This is a genomic window from Streptomyces bugieae, assembly GCF_036352915.1.
In the GTDB taxonomy this organism is placed as follows: Bacteria; Actinomycetota; Actinomycetes; order Streptomycetales; family Streptomycetaceae; genus Streptomyces; species Streptomyces endophytica.
In genome coordinates this window covers 25,001-43,724 of the sequence record NZ_JAZBJP010000012.1, presented here as the reverse complement: position 1 = coordinate 43,724, position 18,724 = coordinate 25,001, and the positions used below count along the sequence as shown (strand labels likewise).

Genomic DNA, 18,724 nt, shown 5'->3' with positions numbered 1-18,724 from the left:
GCACTGTCGTCCGCCGGGGCCGCGCTCGCCGTCGGGCCCGGGTGTCAGGCGTCGGTGTCCTCGGTCGCCGCCTTGGCCTCGGCGCGCAGATCGCGGCGGAGTTCCTTGGGCAGCGAGAAGGTGATGGACTCCTCGGCCGCCTTGACGATCTCGACGTCGCCGTAGCCGCGCTCGGCGAGCCATTCCAGGACCTGCTCGACCAGGACCTCCGGGACGGAGGCGCCGGAGGTGACGCCGACCGTGGTCACGCCCTCCAGCCAGGCCTCGTCGATCTCGCTGGCGAAGTCCACGAGGTAGGCCTCGCGGGCGCCGGCGAGCTTGGCGACCTCGACGAGCCGCTTGGAGTTGGAGGAGTTGCGGGAGCCGACCACGATGACCAGGTCCGCCTCGGCGCCCATCTGCTTCACGGCGAGCTGGCGGTTCTGGGTGGCGTAGCAGATGTCGTCGCTGGGCGGGGAGATCAGCTGCGGGAACTTCTCCTTCAGCGCGTCGACGGTCTCCATGGTCTCGTCGACGGAGAGGGTGGTCTGGGAGAGCCAGACGATCTTCGACGGGTCGCGGACCTCGACCTTGTCGACGTCCCCGGGGCCGTCGACGAGCTGGATGTGGTCGGGGGCCTCGCCGGAGGTGCCGATGACCTCCTCGTGGCCCTCGTGGCCGATCAGGAGGATGTCGTAGTCCTCGTTGGCGTAGCGGACGGCTTCCTTGTGGACCTTGGTCACCAGGGGGCAGGTCGCGTCGATGGTGGCGAGGCGGCCCTGCTTGGCCTCCTCGTGGACGACGGGGGCGACGCCGTGCGCCGAGAACATCACGATGTTGCCCGGCGGGACCTCCTCCGTGCGCTCGACGAAGATCGCGCCCTTCTTCTCCAGGGTCTTCACGACGTACTTGTTGTGCACGATCTCGTGGCGCACGTAGACGGGCGCGCCGTACTGCTCCAGGGCTTTCTCGACGGCGATCACGGCGCGGTCCACGCCCGCGCAGTAGCCACGGGGGGCGGCGAGCAGGACCTTGCGGCCGGCGGGCTGGATGTCACTGGGACGCGCAGCGTCTCCACTGGGGGCGGCGGTGGGCGACGGGCGGGAAGTCATGCCGTCCATCGTAAGGGCCGTGCCCGGCGCCCGAAGATCGGCCGCTGCCCCAGACTGGGAGGCCGGAACTACCGAGGAGGCCGGGATGGAGTCGGGGCGGCGGGCCGGGGCGGGCGAGGAGGCGGGGCCGGCGGCGCTGCGGCGGACGCTGACGTTCCGGGACCTGGTCGTCTACGGGCTGCTGTTCATCGCCCCGATGGCGCCGGTCGGGATCTTCGGCACCCTGCAGGCGAAGTCGCACGGCGCGATCACCCTGGTCTACGTGGTGGCGACGGCCGCGATGGCGTTCACGGCGTACTCGTACGCCCAGATGGTGCGGGTCGCGCCGCGGGCCGGGTCGGTCTACACCTACGCCCGGGTGGGGCTGGGGGACGGCGCCGGGTTCGTCGCCGGGTGGATGGCGATGCTGGACTACCTGCTGATCCCGGCGGTGGCGTATCTGTTCTCCGGGATCGCGCTGCACGCCCTGGTGCCGTCGGTGCACCAGTGGGTGTGGACGGCGCTGGCCGTGGTGGTGACGACGCTGCTGAATCTGTGGGGCGTGCGGACCGCGGCGGTGGTCGGCTTCGTGGTGCTGGCCATGGAGCTCGCGGTGCTGCTGGTCTTCGTCGGCGCGGCCGGGTACGTGCTGGTCACGGAGGGGGCGCGGCGCGGCTGGAGCGAGCCGTTCCTCGGTGCGGGCGCCTTCTCCCCGGTGGCGGTGCTCGCGGCGGTGTCGGTCGCGGTCCTGTCGTTCCTGGGCTTCGACGCGATCGCGTCGTTCGCGGAGGAATCGGCGGGTGGCGTTTCGAGGGTCGCGCGGGCGGTGCTGACCTGTCTGGTGGTGGCGGGGGTGCTGTTCGCCGTGCAGACGTATCTCGCGGCGCTGCTCGCCCCGGTGTCCGCGGCCGAACTGGCGGCCAGACCGGGTGAGCAGGGCGCCGCCTTCTACGCGACGGCGGAGGCGGCCGCCGGGCCCTGGCTGGGGCAGTTGGTGGCGGCCAGCAAGGCGATCGGGGCGGCGTTCGCGGCGCTGGCGGGGCAGGCGGCGGCCGGGCGGCTGCTGTTCGCGATGGCCCGGGACCGGCGGCTGCCGGGGGCGATGGCCGAGGTGGACGCCCGCCGCGGGGTGCCGCGCCGGGCGCTGCTGGGCGCGGCGGTGGTGACGCTGGTGGCGGCGGTGTGGGCGGCGCGCCGGGACGACGGGCTGGACCAGCTGTCGTCGGTCGTGAACGTGGGGGCGCTGACCGCGTTCGGGTTGCTGCACGCCTCGGTGATCGGCTGGTTCCGCTTCCGGGCGCGGGAGCGGGCCGGGGTGCCGGGCGTGCTGCGGCACGTGGTGGTGCCGCTGCTGGGGCTCGCGGTGGTGGGCGCCGTACTCGTGGCGGCGTCGCCGACGGCGCAGGCCGTGGGCGGCTGCTGGCTGGCGGTGGGGCTGGTGTGGCTGGCGGTGCAGTACGGGCGGCGCTCGCGGGCCGGTGGTGCGGGCCCCGGGGAGGGCGGGGCGGCGGGCTGAGGGCGAGGCGGCCGGCACTGTCGGTGGCCGCCGCTACGCTCGCTCGTATGGCTGTCTCCACGTCCCCCGAAACGCCGATCCCGGTCGGCGAGGTGTCCCGGCTCATCGGCGGCTGGATCGACCGGCTCGGCGCGGTCTGGGTCGAGGGGCAGATCACCCAGCTCTCCCGCCGCCCCGGCGCGGGCGTGGTCTTCCTGACGCTGCGCGATCCGTCCCACGACATCTCGCTGCGCGTGACGTGCTATCGCCAGGTCTTCGACAAGGTCGCGGACGTGATCAGCGAGGGCGCCCGGGTGGTGGTGCACGCCAAACCGGAGTGGTACGCCCCGCGCGGTCAGCTGTCGCTGCGGGCCGCGGAGATCCGGCCGGTCGGGGTCGGCGAGCTGCTCGCGCGGCTGGAGCAGCTGAAGAAGTCGCTGGCGGCGGAGGGGCTGTTCGCGGCGGACCGCAAGCGGCCGCTGCCGTTCCTGCCGCAGCTGATCGGGCTGGTCTGCGGGCGGGCCAGCGCCGCGGAGCGGGACGTGCTGGAGAACGCCCGGCACCGCTGGCCGGCCGTCCGCTTCGAGGTGCGCAACGTACCGGTGCAGGGCGTGCATGCGGTGCCGCAGGTGATCGCGGCGGTGCAGGAGCTGGACGCGCTGCCCGAGGTGGACGTGATCATCGTGGCGCGCGGCGGCGGCAGCGTGGAGGACCTGCTGCCGTTCTCCGACGAGCAGCTGGTCCGGGCGGTGAGCGCGGCGGTGACGCCGGTCGTCTCGGCGATCGGGCACGAGCCGGACACCCCGCTGCTGGATCTGGTGGCCGATCTGCGGGCCTCGACGCCGACGGACGCGGCGAAGAAGGTGGTGCCGGACGTGGGTGAGGAGCTGGCCCGGGTGCAGCAGCTGCGCGAGCGGGCGCTGCGCGCGGTCGAGGGCTTCCTGCAGCGGGAGCAGCGGGGGCTGGCGGCGGCGCTGCAGCGGCCGTGCATGGAGCGTCCGCAGCGGATGGTGGAGGAGCGTGCGGAGCAGGTCACGGCCCTGGTGGAGCGCGGCCGGCGGACGCTGGGGCATCTGCTGGACCGGGCCGACTCGGAGCTGACGCACACCCTCGCGCGGGTGGTCGCGCTCTCCCCCAGGGCGACGCTGGAGCGCGGCTATGCGGTGCTCCAGAAGGCGGACGGGGCGGCGGTGCGCTCCCCCGGGGAGGTCGAGAACGGCGAGGAGCTGCGGGCGCGGGTGTCCGCCGGCGAGTTCCGGGTCCGGGTCGGCGGCGTCCAGGGCGCTGTCAGTGACCCCGAATAGGGTGGGAGACATGGCGAAGGCGCAGGCGAAGACGGAGCGGGAGACGGACGGCGTGGCGGAGACGGAGCAGGGTCCGGCGGTCGGCGCGGACACCGGCGCGCGGGCCGCGGAGAGCGCGGAGCCCGCCGCGGAGCCCGGTCCGGACGCCGCCGGACCGGAGCCGGCCGCGGTGCCCCCGGTGGAGTCCACGCTCGGCTACGAGCAGGCGCGGGACGAGCTGATCGAGGTCGTCCGCAGCCTGGAGGCGGGCGGGACGACGCTGGAGGAGTCGCTGGCGCTGTGGGAGCGCGGCGAGGCGCTGGCCAAGGTGTGCCGCCGCTGGCTGGACGGCGCCCGGGAGCGCCTGGACGCGGCGCTGGCCGAGGACCGCTAGGCGCGGCGGGGCCGGGCCGCGGGCCGGGCGTCCACGGCGCACCCCTTCTCAGGAACCACGGGAACCATGTGAACCGGCTCACAACGCCCCCCGATTTAGTTGAACATTAATCTATCTGCTTTACAGTGGAGAGCACGGAGAACCGTGCAGTATGTGGACTGCGGTATCCGCATCGTGGTACTCGCCGCCTCCGCGGCGGGCTGCCGCAGACCCGTTGAACACCGAGCTGACCACCGAGGTGCCCTTTATGTCTCTCGCCCTTGACTCCGCCGCCCAGGACCTCCTCTTCCGCGAGGCCCAGACCGCCAACACGTTCACGGACGAGCCGGTGACGGACGAGCAGGTCCAGGCGATCTACGACCTGGTGAAGTTCGGCCCGACCGCCTTCAACCAGTCGCCGCTGCGGATAACCCTGGTCCGTACCCCCGAGGCCCGGCAGCGCCTGGTCAACCACGCCATGGGCGCCAACGGCCCGAAGACCCTGACCGCGCCGCTGACCGCGATCCTCTCCGTCGACCTGGACTTCCACGAGAAGCTGCCGGAGCTCTTCCCGCACGCCCCCGGCATCAAGGACACCTTCTTCGCCGAGGCCGCCGTCCGCGAGGTCGCCGGCACCCAGAACGCCACCCTGCAGGCCGGCTACTTCATCGTCGGCGTCCGCGCCGCCGGCCTGGCCGCCGGCCCGATGACCGGCTTCGACTTCACCGGCATCGACAAGGAGTTCTTCGGCGACGGCAAGCAGAAGTCCTTCCTGGTCCTCAACATCGGCAAGCCGGGCCCGGACGCCTTCTTCCCGCGCTCGCCGCGCCTGACCTTCGACGACGCCGTCTCCACCGTCTGACGGCCGTAGCGGAAACACGCAGGGGCCGCCGCACCCAGGCCGGGTGCGGCGGCCCCTTTGCGCGCTTCGGTCCGTCGGCCCTACTTCGCCACCAGCGCGGCCGCCAGGTCCGCCAGCCGCCCGTACGGAGCGGTGCCGGTGACGACCGTGGTCACGCCCTTCTCCTCGCGGACCAGCGCCTTGTACCTGTCGCCCTCGTAGCGGTCCCACTTCTTGCTGCCGACGGCCTGCTTGCCCGCGGTCCTGGTGGCGCCGAGCGTGACCTCCTGGATGAACTTCCGCGCCGGCGCGTCGCTCTGCTCGACCGCCGCGTACTGCTCCTCCGGGTCGAGCAGGCCCAGGTGCCAGGCGCCGCCCTTGCCGTCGTCGCTCGCCTTGTAGGAGACGGAGGTGGCGCGCCAGGTCTTGGGGAGCCCCTGGGGCGCGGCGACCGGATAGGGCGCCGCCCGCCGGGCGGTGATCAGCTCGACGCGGTAGTCGACCGCCTTCACCGCGTTCTTCGCCGCGTCCGCGCTCTCGTCGTGCGGGATGAAGATGTAGATCGCCCCGACCAGGACGCCGATCACTGCCAGCGACAGGACCATGTCCCGCACCGTTTGCCTGCCTCGCATACCTGCCACGCCCCTATGGTCCCCCATCCCGGCGCCGACCCCGACAGGCCCCCCGGTGACGCCCGTCACCTGCGCAAACACCGCGCCGCGCATCCCCCGACCGGCCGCTCATGCGAAGGGCCCACTGCTCATTTTGGCAACGTGCGGATACTGTGAACCTCTGGGGGAGTCCCCCGCGCCCCCGTACAGCCACCCTCACTCCTCCGCGGCCGTCGCCGTACAGAAAGGTGCGCTCGATGACCGAGCATCATCTCCCGTCCCAACTCGAGGTCAGCCCCGAGGCCCCGGACCGCAACCTCGCCCTGGAACTCGTCCGGGTCACCGAGGCCGGTGCCATGGCGTCGGGCCGCTGGGTGGGGCGAGGTGACAAGAACGGCGCGGACGGCGCGGCGGTCAAGGCCATGCGCGCCCTGATCCACACCGTGTCCATGAACGGGGTCGTGGTCATCGGGGAGGGCGAGAAGGACCACGCTCCGATGCTGTACAACGGCGAACGCGTCGGGGACGGCACCGGCCCGGAGTGCGACGTGGCCGTGGACCCGGTGGACGGTACGACGCTGACCGCCAAGGGCATGGCCAACGCGGTCTCGGTGATGGCGGTCGCCGAGCGCGGCTCGATGTTCGACCCGTCCGCGGTCTTCTACATGGACAAGCTGGCCACCGGCCCGGAGGCGGCGGACTTCGTCGACATCACCGCCCCGGTGGCGGTGAACATCAAGCGGATCGCCAAGGCGAAGAAGTCCGCGGTCGAGGACGTCACCGTGGTCATCCTGGACCGGCCGCGCCACGAGGGCCTGGTCAAGGAGGTCCGGGAGGCGGGCGCCCGGATCAAGTTCATCTCCGACGGCGACGTCGCCGGCGCGATCATGGCGGCACGTGAGGGCACCGGCGTCGACCTGCTGCTGGGCATCGGCGGTACGCCCGAGGGCATCATCACGGCCTGTGCCATGAAGTGCCTGGGCGGCACCCTGCAGGCCAAGCTGTGGCCCAAGGACGACGAGGAGCGGCAGCGCGCCCTGGACGCCGGTCACGACCTGGACAAGGTCCTGGAGATCGACGACCTGGTCCGCAGCGACAACGTCTTCTTCGTCGCCACCGGCATCACCGACGGCGAGCTGCTGCGCGGCGTGCGCTACCGCGCCGAGACCGCCTACACCCAGTCCCTGGTGATGCGGTCCAAGTCCGGCACCATCCGGCAGATCGACTCCCAGCACCGGCTGTCGAAGCTGCGCGCCTACAGCTCGGTGGACTTCGAGCGCCCCAGCTGACGGCTCCCACCGGGACGACCGGGGACGCACTTCGCCCCCGCCGGAGAGGCTCCGGCGGGGGCGAAGTGGCCCATACGCGCGGTCCGTTCAGCCGGCCGCGGGCATATGGGCCGCACGCTGCAGTTCGGACTCCCGGCGCCGGCGCCGGGTCAGCACGACCCGGCGCTCGGCCGCGGTGAGCCCGCCCCAGACGCCGTACGGCTCCGGCTGGAGCAGCGCGTGCTCCCGGCACTCGACCATGACCGGGCAGCGGGCACAGACCCGCTTCGCGGCCTCTTCCCTGGCCAGTCGCGCGGCGGTCGGCTCCTTCGACGGGGCGAAGAACAGCCCGGCTTCGTCCCGGCGGCACACCGCCTCGGAATGCCAGGGACCGGCCTCGTCGCGCGCAGGCACTCGCGGGGACGGAACGACAGCGGCATCCTGCAGGGGCTGATGCGGTAGCAGCACGGTCTACTCCTGACGACGGCTTCGGCGAGAGAAATCACCCTTGCCCGTCTCGCTGCGCACGGCCTTTTTCCGCACCCCGCAGCCGTACGAGAGACGATGCACCAGCCCTACCCGCTGTGCGCACGCTTATGCACACCGTGGCGATCGTGCGGAAACGAGATCACGCGACAACGCGAAAAGTCGCACCGCGCCCCCGGGACGTACGTACGTCAGCGGCCGCCGTCGTGCCTCCTGCGGAAGCGGTCCCGGCGCTCCTGCCGCTCCAGGCGATGCCGTTCGTGCCACTCACGGTGCCGCTCGCGGTGCTCCTCGCGGAGCTGGTGGCGCAGTTCGCGGTGGCTCTCACGCAGCCGGTCGCGCAGGTCGCCGATCAGCGCCCCGCGCTTGGGCCGGGCCTCCACGCTGCCCAGGATCGCGTAGCCGTTGACCTGGATCTGCGGGGCGTCGCCGTCCTCCGCCTCGTGGGTGTCGATCTCGAAGGCGCCCAGGATCCCGGAGCCGCTGCTGCGCAGCGTGACGTTCTCCGGCACCCGGATCTCCACGCTCCCGAAGAGGGAGGTGACAGTGATCTGGACCTGCTGCTGCGGGAAGACCGCCTCGGTCAGGTCGATCTCGACGGAACCGAAGATCGCCACGGCGTTGATCCGCGCCGGGACGTGCCAGCGCCCCTTGCGGGTGGCCGCGCTGAAGATCGCGACGAGGTTCTGGTCCGGCTGCGGCGCTCCGCCGTACGCGGTCGCCGACGCGTCCGGTCCCGGCCGCGGACGGCCGCCGGCCGCCGGCAGGTCGCGGACGACCGGCTCCAGCTCGCCCAGGGTCTTGGCGCGGTAGACCGTGTCGATCCGCTCGGCGTGCTCCTCGGGATCGAGGCGGCCCTCGGCCAGCGCCTCCCGGAGGATCCCGGCGATCCGGTCGCGGTCCGCGTCGGACGCCCGGATGTCCGCCTCGGCCACGGGCGCGCCCGCGGGCCTGGTCTCGGCCTTGGTCAGGTCCACCGTTTGCGGGGTCTCGGGGCCCACTCGTCCCCCGTTGTCTGCATCCACCGCCCCAGCGTACCGAAACGCGATAGATCGCGACTAGGTATCGCAGGACCGGACCGCACATCCGCCCGAACCGGAGCCGGTACCGGCCCCGAACCGGAGCCTGCCGCCGACTGAGCCTCACCTCACAGCCGCGTCCGCGCGCCGGGGTTCTACGCTGTTGGGGCGCTGCCGTAGAAGCCAGCCAGACCCCTCCGAGTAAGGATGAACCGCCACCATGCCGGAATTCGCCTACACCGACCTGCTCCCCACCGGCGAGGACAAGACCCCGTACCGCCTCGTCACGAAGGAAGGTGTCAGCACCTTCGAGGCCGACGGCCGGACGTTCCTCAAGGTCGAGCCGGAGGCGCTGCGCAAGCTGGCCGAAGCGGCGATCCATGACATCCAGCACTACCTGCGCCCCGAGCACCTCGGGCAGCTCCGCAAGATCATCGACGACCCCGAGGCCTCGGCCAACGACAAGTTCGTCGCCCTCGACCTGCTGAAGAACGCCAACATCGCGGCCGCCGGCGTGCTGCCCATGTGCCAGGACACCGGCACCGCGATCGTGATGGGCAAGCGCGGCCAGAACGTGCTCACCGAGGGCGGCGACGCCGAAGCGCTCTCCCGCGGCATCTTCGACGCGTACACCCAGCTGAACCTGCGGTACTCGCAGATGGCCCCGCTGACCATGTGGGAGGAGAAGAACACCGGCTCCAACCTCCCGGCGCAGATCGAGCTGTACGCGACCGACGGCGACGCCTACAAGTTCCTCTTCATGGCCAAGGGCGGCGGCAGCGCCAACAAGTCGTTCCTCTACCAGGAGACCAAGGCGGTCCTCAACGAGGCCTCCATGATGAAGTTCCTGGAGCAGAAGATCCGCTCGCTCGGTACGGCCGCCTGCCCGCCGTACCACCTCGCGATCGTCGTCGGCGGCACCTCGGCCGAGTACGCGCTCAAGACCGCCAAGTACGCCTCCGCGCACTACCTGGACGAGCTGCCCGCCGAGGGCTCCGCCACCGGCCACGGCTTCCGCGACAAGGAGCTGGAGGAGAAGGTCTTCGAGCTGACGCAGAAGATCGGCATCGGCGCGCAGTTCGGCGGCAAGTACTTCTGCCACGACGTCCGCGTGGTCCGCCTCCCCCGGCACGGCGCCTCCTGCCCGGTCGCCATCGCCGTCTCCTGCTCCGCCGACCGCCAGGCCGTCGCCAAGATCACCGCCGAGGGCGTCTTCCTGGAGCAGCTGGAGACCGACCCGGCCCGCTTCCTGCCGGAGACCACGGACGAGGAACTGACCGAGGGCGCCGGCCCCGACCTCGACGCGGTCGCCGTCGACCTCAACCGCCCCATGGACGAGGTCCTCGCCGAGCTGACCAAGCACCCGGTCAAGACCCGGCTGTCCCTGACCGGCACGCTGGTCGTCGCCCGCGACATCGCGCACGCCAAGATCAAGGAGCGCCTGGACGCCGGCGAGGAGATGCCGCAGTACCTCAAGGACCACCCGGTCTACTACGCGGGCCCGGCCAAGACCCCCGAGGGCTACGCCTCCGGCTCGTTCGGCCCGACGACCGCGGGCCGGATGGACGCCTACGTCGAGCAGTTCCAGGCCGCCGGCGGCTCGAAGGTCATGCTCGCCAAGGGCAACCGCTCCCAGCAGGTCACCGACGCCTGCGCCGCCCACGGCGGCTTCTACCTCGGCTCCATCGGCGGCCCGGCCGCCCGCCTGGCCCAGGACTGCATCAAGAAGGTCGAGGTCCTCGAATACGAGGAGCTCGGCATGGAGGCCGTCTGGAAGATCGAGGTCGAGGACTTCCCCGCCTTCATCGTCGTCGACGACAAGGGCAACGACTTCTTCCAGGACCCCTCCCCGGCCCCGACGTTCACCAGCATCCCGGTCCGCCAGGGCGCCTGACCCGTCCGGCCCCACCCGGCCCGCAGCACCCCACCGTCCCGCCGAGCGAACCGCCGGCGGGACGGTCGCGTCGGGCGGGAACAGATCCCCTTCCCCGGGCACTGTCATAGGTATGAGTGACACGAGTGCAGTGGGTGACGGCGACGGCTTCCGGGTGGAGCACGACTCCATGGGGGAGGTCCGGGTGCCCGCGGGGGCCAAGTGGCGGGCGCAGACGCAGCGGGCGGTGGAGAACTTCCCCGTCTCCGGGCAGCGGCTGGAGCGGGCGCACATCGAGGCGCTGGCGCGGATCAAGGGTGCGGCCGCCACGGTGAACGCCGAGCTGGGGGTGCTGGACAAGGAGATCGCCCAGGCCGTGCGGGAGGCGGCCGCGGCGGTCGCCGGCGGCGAGTGGGACGCGCACTTCCCGGTCGACGTGTTCCAGACCGGCTCCGGGACGTCGTCGAACATGAACGCCAACGAGGTCATCGCCACCCTCGCGAGCGAGCGGCTGGGGCGGGACGTCCATCCGAACGACCACGTCAACGCGAGCCAGTCGTCGAACGACGTCTTTCCGTCGTCGATTCACATCGCGGCCACTTCGGCGGTGCTGAACGATCTGATTCCGGCGCTGGAGCATCTGGCGGCGGCGTTCGAGCGGAAGGCGGAGGAATTCGCGGACGTCGTGAAGTCGGGGCGGACGCATTTGATGGATGCCACGCCGGTGACGCTGGGACAGGAATTCGGCGGATATGCCGCCCAGGTGCGGTACGGCGTGGAGCGGCTGCGGAGTGCGGTGCCGCGGCTGGCGGAGCTGCCGCTCGGCGGTACGGCCGTCGGGACGGGCATCAATACGCCGCCGGGATTCTCCGCCGCGGTGATCGCGGAAGTGGCCCGGGCGACCGGGCTGCCGCTGACCGAGGCGCGCAATCATTTCGAGGCGCAGGGCGCGCGGGACGGCATCGTCGAGACCAGCGGGCAGCTGCGGACGATCGCCGTCGGGCTGACGAAGATCGCCAATGACCTGCGGTGGATGGCGTCGGGGCCGCGCACCGGGCTCGCCGAGATCAATCTGCCGGACCTCCAGCCCGGTTCGTCGATCATGCCGGGGAAGGTCAATCCGGTGATTCCGGAGGCGGTGCTGATGGTCGCCGCTCAGGTCACCGGGAATGACGCGACGGTGGCCGCAGCCGGCGCGGCCGGCAATTTCGAGCTCAATGTGATGCTCCCGGTGATCGCGCGGAACGTCCTCGAATCGATCCGGCTGCTCGGGAATGTGGCACGGCTGCTGGCGGACCGTACGGTCGACGGCATCACGGCCAATGCGGAACGGGCCCGCGAATACGCCGAATCGTCGCCGTCCGTGGTCACCCCGCTGAACAAGTACCTCGGTTACGAAGAGGCGGCGAAGGTGGCGAAGAAATCGCTCGCCGAGCGGAGGACGATCCGTCAGGTGGTCCTGGACGAGGGGTACGTGGAGCGCGGGCTGCTCACCGAGGAGCAGCTGGACGAGGCGCTGGACGTGCTGCGCATGACCCACCCGTGACCATGTCCCCGTAGCCGTGCCGCCATGGCCATGACCCGCCCGTAACACCGCAAGGAAGGTACGTTACCGCTCCCGTAACGCCCGCTGCGTCTCATGTCACGGCGGGCGTCACACGGCACCCCTAAAATCTGCCCATGACAGCGGACATGGTGGACACGGCGGAAGGCGAGGCGGCCGGCGGGCGCGGGACGTCCGGAGTGCGGCAGGTGGCGGCGGGGGGCGCGGCGGGCCGCTGGGCGCCGGGCGACCACATCCTGTGGCGCTACCGCGACAACGCCGATCCGGGGCGCTTCCACATCTGCCGGCCGATGACCGTCGTCCAGGACACCGAGGAGCTGCTGGCGGTGTGGATGGCGCCGGGGACCGCGTGCATCAAGCCGGTGCTGGCCGACGGCACACCGGTGCACCACGAGCCGCTCGCGACCCGCTACACCAAACCGCGCCGGACCACCCGCGACCACTGGTTCGGCACCGGCGTGCTGAAGCTCGCGCGGCCCGGCGACCCCTGGTCGGTCTGGCTCTTCTGGGAGCAGGGCTGGCAGTTCAAGAACTGGTACGTCAACCTGGAGCAGCCGCGCCGTCGTTGGTCAGGGGGAATTGATTCCGAGGACCATTTCCTCGACATCTGCGTCTATCCGGACCGGCACTGGGAGTGGCGGGACGAGGACGAGTTCGCACAGGCGCAGCGGGACGGGCTGATGACCAACGCGCGGGCCGCGGAGGTCCGGTCCGCCGGACGGGCCGCGATCGCACAGATCTCGGCCTGGCGCGGACCGTACTCGGACGGCTGGGAGGACTGGCGGCCCGACCCGGCCTGGGACGTCCCCCGGCTCCCGGAGGACTGGGACCGCGCACCGGATCGTTTGCGGTCGTGAGGGAGTGAAGTGAAACGGGGTACAGGGAGTGGGAGTGAAGGGGCGGACCGTGGAAAGGTGCGCCTTGGGGCAAGGCTGTTCCCCGCCGGGCGAGGAGGCGGTCCGAGCCCCCTTGCTGCGCCCTGGGTCTTCAAACGTAGGATCGTCCTCCGCAAGACTGCACAGGCGCAACTCCAGAACTGGAAAACGAACTTGACCGCGGTCGCAGGAGGGGCGAGGTCGTGAGCGCGAAGAGCTACGACGAATACGAGGGCCTGAACCGGTTAGCGCTGGACCGGGCCGGGCAGGCCGAGGCGTTCGACGCGATCGGCGACCGCTACAACGACGCCTTTCCGCACAAGGAGGGCCAGCTGTCCTCGGGTGCCTGGCTGGCCGGTGCCCTGCCCGCGGGCGCCCGCGTCCTGGACGTCGGGTGCGGTACGGGCCTGCCGACCGCCCGTCAGCTCTCCGACGCCGGGCACCGCGTGGTCGGTATCGATCTCTCCCCCTCCATGGTCAAGCTGGCCCGGGACAACGCCCCGGGCGCGGAGTTCCACCGGCTGGACATCGCCGATCTGCGCGGCGGCCGGCTCGGCGGCCCCGGCTCCTTCGACGGTGTCGCCGCTTATTTCTCGCTGTTGATGCTGCCCCGTGCGGAAATCCCTTACGCACTGGGCCTGCTGCATGATCTGCTACGACCCGGTGGGCTGCTGGCCCTGTCGATGGTCGAGGCGGACGTGGACGACTTCCCGATCCCGTTCCTGGGCAACACGATCCGGGTATCGGGTTACCTGCGGGACGACCTGCGCCGGGTCGTGCACGACGCGGGTTTCGACGTCGTCGGGGAGGACGCCTACGCCTACGCCCCGGCGAGCACGGACGTACCACCCGAGATCCAGCTCTTTCTGCACCTGCGACGCGCCTGAAACGCAGCGCGTCGGGCGCGTCCCGTACGGGCTGCGCGCCCGGAACGCGGCGCGTCGGACGCGCAGCCCCGGACGGATGGAATCCCACGCGTGACGGAGCATCCCACCTCCCACGAATCGCGACGGTCGGCCCCGACCGCCGCGCCCTCGGCGTCCCCTGCGCGGGGGCCGGGCCGGACGCCGCCGCTGGGCGCCGTCCCGGACCCGCGCGGCGCCCTGCAGCAGCCCGCCGCGGCCGGCTTCGTCCCGGCGGGGCCGCCGGCCGGCCGGGCCGACCGCGAGCCGCCCGCGGACCACGGCGCGGCCCGGGACGACGCGGCGATTCCGTACGGGGAGGCGTACGGGGACACCTTCGGCGGCGCGGGCGCGTACCGTGGCGCGGGCAGGTACGGCGGCGCGAACGCCTATGGCGGCGCGGACACTTACGGCGGCGACCCCTGGGGCGCCGACTCTTACGGGGAGGTGGCCATGCCGGCGAGCGGGCGGCCGGGCGGCGCACCGGACGGGGAGCGCGAGGCGGCCCCGGCGCGGCGGCGGGTGGCACAGGGCGCGGTGGGCCGCGCGGGCACGCCGGATCCGGGTGAGGAGCCGCACCGCGGGGAGCGTCCGCGGCCCGGCGGCGAGGGCATCGGGCGGCCGCGGGACGGCGGCGCCGGACGGTCCCGGCCGCGCGGCGGGGAAGCCGGCGGGACGGTGCCGGGCCGGGCGCCGGCCGGGGAGGCGACCGGTGCGCAGGTGCCGGCGCCGGCCGGGCCGCCGCCGGGTCCGCCGCCCGCTCCGCTGCCGCCCGCCGGCCCGGCGCGCTCGGCGCATCCGGGCGAGAGCGGTGAGGTCGCGGCGGCCCGGCAGGCGGGCGGTGACCGGCTGCGGTTCATCGGTGCGGCGACCCGGCGGATCGCCCGCGGCATCGACCTCGACGAGATCGTGCTGGGGCTGTGCCGGGCGACGGTGCCGACCTTCGCCGACGCGATCCTGGTGTATCTGCGCGATCCGCTGCCGGTGGGCGACGAGCGGCCCACCGGGCCGGTGGTGCTGCGGCTGCGGCGCACCGACCGGATCCCGGAGGAGCCGGACACCAACGGCGGGCGGCTGCCGGTGCTGCCCGCGCAGCCCGATCTGGGCCCGGCGATGGGCGGCAGCGCCGCGGAGCTGGCCGAGGTGCGGCCCGGCGGTCCGCTGGCGGAGGTGCTGCGGGGCGTGCGGCCGCTGTTCGGCGAGGCACAGGCGGCCCGGACCGCGCTGCCCGAGCTGCTGGGGCCCGATCCGCGGCTGCCCAGCGGCCACCGGGTGATCCTGGCGCCGCTGCGCGGCCGGCGGCGGGTGATCGGTGCGGCGGTGTTCCTGCGCAGGCCCGACCGGCCGGCGTTCGAGCCGGACGACCTGCTGGTGGCGGCGCAGTTGGCGACGCACACCGCGCTGGGCGTCGACAAGGCGGTGCTGTACGGCCGGGAGGCGTACATCGCCGACGCGCTGCAGCGCACGATGCTGCCGGACTCGCTGCCGCAGCCGACCGGGGTGCGGCTGGCCAGCCGCTATCTGCCGGCCGCGGAGACGGCCCGGGTGGGCGGTGACTGGTACGACGCGATCCCGCTGCCGGGCAGCCGGGTGGCGCTGGTGGTCGGTGACGTCATGGGGCACTCGATGACCTCGGCGGCGATCATGGGCCAACTGCGCACCACCGCGCAGACCCTGGCCGGTCTCGACCTGCCGCCGCAGGAGGTGCTGCACCACCTCGACGAGCAGGCCCAGCGGCTGGGTTCGGACCGGATGGCGACGTGCCTGTACGCGGTGTACGACCCGGTCGCGCACCGGATCACGATCGCCAACGCGGGCCATCCGCCGCCGCTGATGCTGCATCGCGGCGGGCGCGCGGAGGTGCTGCGGGTGCCGCCGGGCGCGCCGATCGGCGTCGGCGGGGTGGACTTCGAGGCGGTGGAGCTGGACGCCCCGGCGGGGGCCACGCTCGTGCTGTACACCGACGGTCTGGTGGAGTCGCGGATCCGGGACGTGTGGACCGGCATCGAGCAGCTGCGGGAGCGGCTGGCGGAGACGGCCCGGCTGACGGGCCCGCATCCGCCGCCGCTGGAGCCGCTGTGCGACGAGGTGCTGGACATGCTCGGGCCGGGCGACCGGGACGACGACATCGCGCTGCTGGCGGCCCGGTTCGACGGGATCGCGCCGAGCGACGTCGCGTACTGGTACCTGGATCCGAAGGCGCAGACCGCCGGGCAGGCCCGCCGGCTGGCCCGCCGGGCGCTGGCGCGCTGGGGTCTGGACGACCTCACCGATCAGCTGGAGCTGCTGGTCAGTGAGGTGGTGACGAACGCGGTGCGGTACGCGGAGCGGCCGATCACGCTGCGGCTGCTGCGCACGGACGTGCTGCGCTGCGAGGTCGGGGACGACGTGCCGCAGCTGCCGCGGCTGCGGCAGGCCCGGCCGTCGGACGAGGGCGGGCGGGGGCTCTACCTCGTCAACCGGATGGCCCGGCGCTGGGGCGCGACCCGGCTGAGCATGGGCAAGGTGGTCTGGTTCGAGCTGACCATGCCGCCGGGGACACCGCGCCGCTGAGAGGCGCGGGCTCCGGCCCGTGACGCAACACCGCGGCCCCCGCCGGATCCGGCGGGGGCCGCGTGCTGTCGTTCCGGCGGCTGCCGGGCGTCAGTTGAAGCCGGGCACGCTGTTGGCGCCCTTGGTGCCGCCGTTGCCGTTGCCGCCGGTGCCGCCGTCGGCACCGCTGGTGGTGCCGCTGGTGTCACCGCCGTCCACGCCGCCGTCCGGCGGGGAGGCCGTGTCGCTCGGGGTGGTCGGGCTGCTCGGGCGGCCGCTCGGGGTGTGCGACGGCCGGCCGGACGGGGACGACGGGGTGCCGCTGGGCGTGCTGCTCGGGGTGCCGGTCGGCGACGGGGTCGTCGACGGGGTGACGGTCGGCGTCGGGCTGGTGGTCGGCGGGACCGCGGCGCCCATGTCCGTCTCCAGGTCGAAGTCGCCGCCGGTGTTGCCGCCGAGCGCGTTCTCGGTGTAGTCCGCCCACACCTTGGCCGGGTAGCCGCCGCCGTTGACCCGGCCGCCGCCACCGGTGCCCTTGAGGGTCACCTGGGCACCGCCCTTGGGCGACTCGCCGAACATGCCGACCGCGGTGACCAGCTTGGGCGTGTAGCCCACGAACCACGCCGACTTGTTGTCGTCGGAGGTACCGGTCTTGCCGGCCGCCTGGTAGGCGGTGTTCTTGACGGACTCCGAGGCGGTGCCGTCGTTGACCACGCCGGTGAGGACGGAGGTCAGGGTGTCCGCGGTCCGGCGGCTGAGGACGTCCGGGCCGATCGGGTCCTTCAGCGACAGCTCGTTGTCCACGCCGTTGACGGTGTGCACGGCCTTGGTCACCACCGCGGGCGTGACCTTCTTGCCGTGGTTGTCGAACGTGGCGTACGCGCCGGCCATCTGGAGCGGGCTGGCACCCATGGTGCCCAGGGTCATGGCCGGCTTGACGTCCATCTTGGAGCCGTCCATGCCGAGCCTGACCGCGGTCTTCTTCACGTTGTCCAGGCCGACGTCCGCGCCCATCTGCGCGAAGACCGAGTTGACGGAGTTGTTGGTGGCCGTCTGGACGGTGATCTTGTCGTAGTTGTGCTCGTCCTCGTTGGGCGGCGCGAAGGGGATGGTGCCGCCGACGACCGGACGGCGGTTGCGGCCGTCGTAGATCGTGTTCGGGGTGATCGGCACGCCGTCCTGGGTGACCGCGTTGTTCTCCATCGCCGAGGCGAGGATCAGCGGCTTGAACGTGGAGGCCGGCTGGTAGTCGGAGCGGGTCGCGTTGTTGGTGTAGTGCTTGGGATAGCCCGCACCGCCGTACATCGCCACGACGTGGCCGGTCTTCGGGTCGACCGAGGTGGCGCCCAGCTGGGCGTCCCCGTCGACCTTGCGGGCCTTGGGGTTCAGCTCGTCGGTCAGCTTGTGCTTGACCGCCCGCTCCAGCGCCTTCTGCTTGTCCTTCTCGATGCCGAGGGTGATCGTCCAGCCGCCGGCGTCGAACTGCTTGCCGTCGACGCCCTGGGCCATCAGCTCCCGCTTGGCCTCCGCGACGATGTAGCTGGTCTGCCCGCTGACGCCGGGCAGCGGCTTGGGGTCCTTCGGTATCTGGAACTTCTGCTTGGCGCGCTGCTGCGGCGAGAGCCAGTGCATCTCGACCATGTTGTTCAGCGTGTACGCCCAGCGCTCCTTGACCCGCTTCTGACCGTCCTTGGTCGCGAGGGACCAGTCGTACTGGTTCGGCGCCTGGAGCAGCGAGGCGAGGTAGGCGCCCTGCGAGACGGTGAGCTTGTCGACGTCCACGCCGTAGTAGGCGCGGGCGGCGGCCTGGATGCCGTAGGCGCCGCGGCCGTAGTAGCTGGTGTTGAGGTAGCCGGCGAGGATCTTGTCCTTGCCCAGCTTGTTGTCCACCTTCAGCGAGATGACGATCTCCTGGAGCTTGCGGCTGACCGTCTGCTCCTGCGTCAGGTAGTAGTTCTTGACGTACTGCTGGGTGATCGTCGAGCCGCCCTGCTTCCCCTTGCCCATCAGGGTGTTGAGGATGCCGCGCGCGGTGCCCATCAGGTCGACGCCGGAGTCGTGGTAGAAGTTCTTGTTCTCGGCGGCGACGAAGGTGCGCTGCACCGCCCAGGGGATCCGGTCGAGCGAGACGTTCTCGCGGTTGACCTGGCCGACCCGGGCCATGACCTTGCCGTCGGCGTACTTGTAGACGTTGCTCTGGAGCTGGGCCTGCTTGTTCCCGTCATTGGGGATGTCCACGTACAGGTACAGCCCGATGAAGCCGAGGATGCCCAGCAGGCACACCCCGAGGAAGGTTCCGAGGATCTTCTTCCAGGTGAAGAGGCGGCGTATGCCGGACTTCTTCTGCTTCGTTTTGGCCCGGCGGGCGCTCCCCTGCTGCGCCCGTCTGGCTTCCGCTCGGCCCATCGCTTCGACAACTCCAGTCGTTCCGCCCCCAGCTAACTCAGCTGTTGAAGCTAACACCGCATCTGTCAACAAATACTCATCGATCAAGGCTTTTCCTGACGTGACAAAGAGCACCCGGCCCGGGGG

The 18,724-nt window shown here is 72.0% G+C and carries 15 protein-coding genes; 10 read left to right on the top strand and 5 right to left on the bottom strand.

The annotated features are described in order from the left end of the window. Nucleotides 1-44 precede the first annotated feature (44 nt). Nucleotides 45-1,091 (bottom strand): 4-hydroxy-3-methylbut-2-enyl diphosphate reductase, encoded by a 1,047-nt coding sequence (locus V2J85_RS20345; RefSeq protein ID WP_261955906.1) that lies wholly within the window; start codon nucleotides 1,089-1,091, stop codon nucleotides 45-47. Nucleotides 1,092-1,176: 85 nt separating this feature from the next. On the opposite strand from V2J85_RS20345, the gene V2J85_RS20340 reads away from it, so the two are divergent. From V2J85_RS20340 to V2J85_RS20325, 4 genes are all read left to right on the top strand, one after another. Then, entirely contained in the window at nucleotides 1,177-2,586 is a 1,410-nt protein-coding gene (locus V2J85_RS20340; protein WP_261955907.1) for an APC family permease, read from the top strand. A 47-nt stretch (nucleotides 2,587-2,633) separates the two neighbouring features. Further along, nucleotides 2,634-3,869: an exodeoxyribonuclease VII large subunit gene (gene xseA, locus V2J85_RS20335; RefSeq protein WP_261955908.1), complete on the top strand. Its 1,236-nt coding sequence runs from the start codon at nucleotides 2,634-2,636 to the stop codon at nucleotides 3,867-3,869. Nucleotides 3,870-4,038: 169 nt separating this feature from the next. Beyond that, a complete protein-coding gene (locus V2J85_RS20330) occupies nucleotides 4,039-4,242 on the top strand; it encodes an exodeoxyribonuclease VII small subunit (protein WP_261957453.1) in 204 nt (67 codons plus the stop codon). Between the two features lie 247 nt (nucleotides 4,243-4,489). Next, complete coding sequence (locus V2J85_RS20325) at nucleotides 4,490-5,083, top strand: malonic semialdehyde reductase (protein WP_261955909.1); 594 nt, start codon at nucleotides 4,490-4,492, stop codon at nucleotides 5,081-5,083. An 80-nt stretch (nucleotides 5,084-5,163) separates the two neighbouring features. Here the strand turns inward: V2J85_RS20325 and V2J85_RS20320 are convergent, their stop codons facing one another. Next, nucleotides 5,164-5,694 carry a DUF4245 domain-containing protein gene (locus V2J85_RS20320; RefSeq protein ID WP_330822429.1) on the bottom strand — a complete coding sequence of 177 codons (531 nt, stop codon included), beginning with the start codon at nucleotides 5,692-5,694 and terminating at the stop codon, nucleotides 5,164-5,166. Between the two features lie 236 nt (nucleotides 5,695-5,930). Here V2J85_RS20320 and glpX point away from each other — a divergent pair, with 236 nt between their 5' ends. Beyond that, a complete protein-coding gene (gene glpX, locus V2J85_RS20315; protein ID WP_261955910.1) occupies nucleotides 5,931-6,962 on the top strand; it encodes a class II fructose-bisphosphatase in 1,032 nt (343 codons plus the stop codon). 87 nt (nucleotides 6,963-7,049) lie between these two features. Here the strand turns inward: glpX and V2J85_RS20310 are convergent, their stop codons facing one another. Together V2J85_RS20310 and V2J85_RS20305 are read right to left on the bottom strand one after the other, a co-directional pair. Further along, the gene (locus V2J85_RS20310) at nucleotides 7,050-7,409 is read right to left on the bottom strand and encodes a WhiB family transcriptional regulator (RefSeq protein ID WP_261955911.1); all 360 of its coding nucleotides are present in this window, start codon (nucleotides 7,407-7,409) and stop codon (nucleotides 7,050-7,052) included. Between the two features lie 209 nt (nucleotides 7,410-7,618). Beyond that, nucleotides 7,619-8,404 carry a DUF1707 SHOCT-like domain-containing protein gene (locus V2J85_RS20305; RefSeq protein ID WP_261957455.1) on the bottom strand — a complete coding sequence of 262 codons (786 nt, stop codon included), beginning with the start codon at nucleotides 8,402-8,404 and terminating at the stop codon, nucleotides 7,619-7,621. 262 nt (nucleotides 8,405-8,666) lie between these two features. On the opposite strand from V2J85_RS20305, the gene V2J85_RS20300 reads away from it, so the two are divergent. From V2J85_RS20300 to V2J85_RS20280, 5 genes are all read left to right on the top strand, one after another. Beyond that, nucleotides 8,667-10,340 (top strand): fumarate hydratase, encoded by a 1,674-nt coding sequence (locus V2J85_RS20300; protein ID WP_261955912.1) that lies wholly within the window; start codon nucleotides 8,667-8,669, stop codon nucleotides 10,338-10,340. A gap of 112 nt (nucleotides 10,341-10,452) precedes the next feature. Then, nucleotides 10,453-11,865 carry a class II fumarate hydratase gene (locus V2J85_RS20295; RefSeq protein ID WP_261955913.1) on the top strand — a complete coding sequence of 471 codons (1,413 nt, stop codon included), beginning with the start codon at nucleotides 10,453-10,455 and terminating at the stop codon, nucleotides 11,863-11,865. Between the two features lie 134 nt (nucleotides 11,866-11,999). Beyond that, nucleotides 12,000-12,740, top strand: coding sequence for a cytidylyl-2-hydroxypropylphosphonate hydrolase (gene fomD, locus V2J85_RS20290; RefSeq protein WP_330822390.1), 741 nt, complete (start codon nucleotides 12,000-12,002; stop codon nucleotides 12,738-12,740). 221 nt (nucleotides 12,741-12,961) lie between these two features. After that, on the top strand, nucleotides 12,962-13,645 hold the full coding sequence (locus V2J85_RS20285; RefSeq protein WP_261955915.1) for a class I SAM-dependent DNA methyltransferase: 684 nt from the start codon (nucleotides 12,962-12,964) through the stop codon (nucleotides 13,643-13,645). 90 nt (nucleotides 13,646-13,735) lie between these two features. Further along, a complete protein-coding gene (locus V2J85_RS20280; protein ID WP_261955916.1) occupies nucleotides 13,736-16,213 on the top strand; it encodes a SpoIIE family protein phosphatase in 2,478 nt (825 codons plus the stop codon). 90 nt (nucleotides 16,214-16,303) lie between these two features. Here V2J85_RS20280 and V2J85_RS20275 read toward each other — a convergent pair whose 3' ends face one another. Beyond that, the gene (locus V2J85_RS20275; RefSeq protein WP_261955917.1) at nucleotides 16,304-18,598 is read right to left on the bottom strand and encodes a transglycosylase domain-containing protein; all 2,295 of its coding nucleotides are present in this window, start codon (nucleotides 18,596-18,598) and stop codon (nucleotides 16,304-16,306) included. Nucleotides 18,599-18,724 lie beyond the last annotated feature (126 nt).